Source organism: Sodalis-like endosymbiont of Proechinophthirus fluctus (genome assembly GCF_001602625.1).
In the GTDB taxonomy this organism is placed as follows: Bacteria; Pseudomonadota; Gammaproteobacteria; order Enterobacterales; family Enterobacteriaceae.
The window spans coordinates 19,216-23,904 of the sequence record NZ_LECR01000007.1 but is presented as its reverse complement, the minus strand read 5'-3'; the positions used below and the strand labels follow the sequence as shown (position 1 = coordinate 23,904).

The window sequence follows — 4,689 nt, the reverse complement described above, 5'->3', positions numbered from 1 at the left end:
TGATACTGACGCCGGGATAGATAAGCATCGTGGTATCGGTGACGTTGGTCTGGGTAAAGTGATCCAGGCTCCAACGCAAATTGATAGCCCGTTGCCAGCCGCTGGATAAATCCCAATAGCGAGCCACATTCAGCGTGGTAGAATCCGCCTGGGTGTAGTTAAGGTCCTCACGCTTGAAGCCGCCTTGCAGAAAATAGTATTGCTCCAGGGGATCTTTAAGCAGCGGAATTTTGTAGCTGAAATCGGCCGATTGCTCCGGAGCTGACAGGCTAATACTAGTCTGCAAGCTGTGGCCACGCGAATTAAGCCACAGCTTTTTCCAGGTGGTCTTGACCCGCGGTCCCACGTCGGTGGCGTAGCCGACGCCAGTTTCGAGACTGTTGCGACTGTGCGGCGTTATAACCGCATCCAGAGGCAGCATTTTGCTCTGTTTTCCGGTGGAAAAGTCAGGAGAGATCACTACTAAATTAAACCAGTTAGTGGCTGCTAGCCGGCGGTTTATCTCCGCCATCGATTCGGCGCTATAAGGCTCGCCCTCGCGTACCTTGGCGAGGTTTTGCAGATAATCTTCGCGGATCTGGGCGCCGTGGAATCGCACTTTACCGAAGCGATAGCGCTGGCCGCTATCAAAGTCGATATTCCAATAAGCCTGATAGCAAGACGGCGCTACGCCTAACTGGCTTTGGCGAAACTCGGCGTCGAAGTACCCCTTGCGCAGCGCCAGGCTGGAAAAACCATTTTTAAATCTATCGTAAGCGCCGTGGTTCAATACAGCGCCAAGCGCGAGCTTTCCTTCTGAGACCCACTGCTGATAATCATTATCCTGCCGGGCTTCGCCGCGCAAAATAACATTGACGCCGGCGATTTTCACCGGCTTACCCGGCGTGATACGGGTGATTATCACATCGCGACTGCTGTTCACCGCTGGCTTAAAGCCGAAATTGATAGTGGGCGAATAATAGCCGATCGCCCGCAGTCCTTCGCGCACCTCGCTATCTACTCGGCTTTGGAAACGCGAGTCGGTGGTCACCTCATCACAGCCAATGGTGGACAGGCGCGCGCGTACATTGCGCTGTAGGTCGCCGCTGAGCCCCTCCACCTGCAGACGAACGTTAGCGCCATGGGCCTCCGACATCAGCAACAGCGCGCAGAAAAATAGGGATTTTCGGTCGTATCGTGCTTTCACGCTGATGACCCCTGATTGTTTCTTTCCTGGCAAAATCTCTCCATCCGCGATTAATCAGCGTTTATGATATTATTATTAGACTCAATACTCAGTTAGCAAAATTGCCGGGCGGGCTTTGGGTGGCAGTGTCCAATCTCGCCGTCGAGCGCTGAGTGGCGCTTACTCACCTGATACTCAGGTGTATCAACTCTTACATGATTAGTGATGAGATATTTTTTCAAAAATATCAAGTTATCTTCACATTATCATGTAATAATGCGCTTTATTGTCGATAAAGTGTGCCTGTTAAACAACCCCCTGACGGGGTGTTTAACAGGCATTTATCTAAATGAGGAGTTCAGGGTGTAGAGTAGCGCAAAATTTCGACAAAACCACGCGCATTACGTTAAAATTAAGCACTTACGGGGCGCGCATGACGCCCATGTCCGTGTCTCCCCCACGCATCCCGTGCTGCACCATTCGATGAGCCACGTCCAGGACAGTATAGCGGTGGTTTATTTTCCCCGTTGGCTGTTTTTAGGGAGTAGAGCACAGCTGTTCTGGCAACAGCCCAGCGTTTACAGTACCACGGCCGGCTATACCAGCGGCTATACGCCTAACCCACTTACCACGAAGTCTGCATCAGCCAGACCGGCCACATACTGAGGTGGTATGGATCGTGTTCAACCCGCAGGTCATTCCCTATAGGGCGTTACTGAGGTTATTCTAGGAGAATCAGGTCCGACTCCCAGAGCATGCGCCAATGAACGATATCAGCATTCAGTACCGCTCCGTTCTCTTTCCCCAGGATGATGATGCGCCGCGCGAGCCTGATCGCCTTCGCCCAGGGGCGATAGCCAACGCCGGCGATAATCAACCTATCACGACCGCGCCGGAACCCGCGTCGCCCTTTTATTATGCTGAGGATGAGCATCAACAATATTTACATAAACATCCCAACGGCTATTGCGCCCTCGTAGGCATTGGCGAGTGCCTCCCCACCGGCACGATAGGTGGTATTGGCGGTGCGATGACAGACTCTGCTATATGCCATGCAACACGGCTGCCATGACGTTGAGGCGAGGCGCTCACGTAAATTTTCCCTTACAGGGTGCCAACTCTTCCTAGAGCCTGAACTGATTAACTTATTACTAAATAGTTTTTTGCTTATTTTACTGCTGATTGCAGTAAGCGCATTTTTCTCGATATTCAAAAATATCTCTGGCCGAGTCGCGCACAATAAAATTGAAATTGCTGGCCGATAAAGAGGATATCAACGCGCAGCGCGTGCTCAAACATAAGAGACGCCGTACGTGTTTTTTACCGTTATTCAGATTGGCCTCAATGCCGTGGCTATTTTGGGAGGTGTCATAGGCGACGATGCCTTCTCTACCTTGGTTTGCCTTAGCATTTGCGCACTTTATGTCATCCGAGCTAGCGGAATAACTGAGCTTCAAGTGCGGCTGATTAACGGTTTGGCTAATGTCATTTTCAGAATGCTAAAAATTCCCATGGTGTGCAAAGACAATATCACTTCCGATGATATTTACGCGGTGGTGGAGGCCAGGCCGGGGTGCTGCGCAAACAAGAACATGAACTCATCGAAAACGTCTTTGAGCTGGAATCTCGCACCGTGCCATCCTCTATGACTTCACGGGAAAATACCATTTTTTTTGATTTTCGCGAAACCGAGGACAGCATTAAAGAGAAAATCTCTACCCATCCCCATTCCAAAGTCCTGGTTTGTGAGTGACACCACTATCGACCACATCGTCGGCTATGTCGACTTGAAGGACCTGCTTAACCGCGTCCTGGGCAATCAAAGCCCAGCGCTTAATAGCAGCGTGCAGATCCGCTCGGCACTTATCTCGTGCCGGATACGCTAACCCTGTCCAAAACGTTAGAAAGTTTTAAAACTGCTGGCGAGGATTTCGCGATCACCTTAAATGAGTATACGCTGGTGGTCGGGATGATCACCCTCAACAATGTGATGACTACACTGATGGGGTTTTGGTGGGCAAGGGGCTAGAGGAGCAGATCATCGCTCGCGACGAGAATTCCTGGCTAATTGAAAGCAGTACGGCGATTAATGATGTTATGCGGGTTCTACACATCGATAAGTTTCCGCAATCCGACAACTACAAAACTATCGGCTGGCTGCTTTAATAATGTTTATTGCTGCGCAAAATCCCTAAACGCACCGATTTCGTTCGTTACGCCGGCTATAAAGTTTGATATGGTGGATATCGACAGCGATAAAATCGATCAGCTGCTGGGGTCATACGTGTCGAGGAAAAATCGTCACTGCCGCTGTCCCCGGCGTCTGATAGCAACGCTTACGTGGCCTGAGACGAGCAACGGCACGATGAAAAATCGCCGCGCGAGGCGGAGGTGAAATGCAATGGTTACGGCGGTATTTTACCGTAAAGAGCATTAGGCCATATCTAGCTGGAGCTGCATTACCTAGCGATTGACTTCAGAAATGAAGCTAACACATTGTTTATCTAGCACCTTGGGCAGAAAAATTTTACCTTTATAAAACTCAAAAGCGCCAATGACCTTCGGTGAAGGCCATGCATCAGGAGGATGAGGTAATCTACGATCACAATAAGTTTAGTCATCAATCCTGGAATAGCGCACGTCTGTCTCCCAGGAAAAATTCGTCTCATCCAGCATATCATCGCCCATACACCCAGGTGCGCAAAATGAATGCCGCGTTGCATCGGAGCCCTATGCAAGGAAAAGACTACCGCAGGTTATTACTAAATGACGACAATCATCGATCGCGGCGACTCCTTCTTCAGTACTGGCTAGTTCACTCGCCATCAAATCGAGGCGATCCACAGCGCCACTACCTTGATCGAAAATTGTCGACGATACCAACAGCGTGCGTCATGCCTGGAAGTTGAAAAGCAAAAGTTCGACCATTGTGCTGCTTAACGCCCGCGGAGAGGTACAATGGGCCAAAGAAGGGCCCTTCAACGCTGGATGAAATTCGTCAGATCGTCAGCCAAATTCAGTGCTTACTGCGCGAACAGGGCCGATAAGAGCAGGCGGGCGAACGGCGGCTGGATAATAGCAGAAGTTAGACGGGAACACCGGCCGAACGGTTACAACACGGGCGATTATCATGACAGCCAGGGGAAACGCCTGTCTGATGGATATGACGGCCCAAGGAGGTAAGCAGGGATAGGCAGCCACCCTTGGCATGACACTGCCGCGGGCACAGGTCTCAGAACAGAGACACCAGAAAGCCGGGATTCAAGAAAGACTCACGCGGGGTATAATCCATTGCTATTCCCTGCCAATCATTGACCTGGGCCCCGCCCAGGCCGCCATGGCCACCGCGTGCCCAGCGGCAGTATCCTAGATGCCGGTCGGCCTAAAGCGAGGATAAAGCTGCGCCGTCCCGTCTGCCACCAGACAGAATTTCAACGATGAGCCGATAGTGATCGTCTGATGCTCGCCCAGGTGGACCAGGTAATTCTGCAGCTCCGCATTGTTGCCGTTCGAACGGCTAACCA

At 51.1% G+C, this 4,689-nt stretch carries 3 protein-coding genes and 3 pseudogenes; 3 read left to right on the top strand and 3 right to left on the bottom strand.

The window, feature by feature from the left end:
* Positions 1-1,135, bottom strand: a 1,135-nt coding sequence (locus BG74_RS00920; RefSeq protein ID WP_244267104.1) for an autotransporter assembly complex protein TamA, incomplete at its 3' end; no start/stop codon positions are given.
* 379 nt (positions 1,136-1,514) lie between these two features.
* Here BG74_RS00920 and msrA point away from each other — a divergent pair.
* Together msrA and BG74_RS00910 are read left to right on the top strand one after the other, a co-directional pair.
* Positions 1,515-2,165, top strand: a pseudogene (gene msrA / locus BG74_RS19275) (peptide-methionine (S)-S-oxide reductase MsrA); the annotation flags it as partial.
* 139 nt (positions 2,166-2,304) lie between these two features.
* Positions 2,305-3,560: pseudogene (locus BG74_RS00910) on the top strand (hemolysin family protein).
* Between the two features lie 68 nt (positions 3,561-3,628).
* Here BG74_RS00910 and BG74_RS12120 read toward each other — a convergent pair.
* Positions 3,629-3,721: a DUF1107 family protein gene (locus tag BG74_RS12120; protein ID WP_187202460.1), complete on the bottom strand. Its 93-nt coding sequence runs from the start codon at positions 3,719-3,721 to the stop codon at positions 3,629-3,631.
* Positions 3,722-4,031: 310 nt separating this feature from the next.
* On the opposite strand from BG74_RS12120, the gene BG74_RS19270 reads away from it, so the two are divergent.
* Entirely contained in the window at positions 4,032-4,157 is a 126-nt protein-coding gene (locus BG74_RS19270) for a YtfJ family protein (protein WP_369678477.1), read from the top strand.
* Between the two features lie 240 nt (positions 4,158-4,397).
* Here BG74_RS19270 and BG74_RS15550 read toward each other — a convergent pair.
* Positions 4,398-4,689 (bottom strand): annotated as a pseudogene (locus BG74_RS15550) (inositol monophosphatase family protein); the annotation flags it as partial.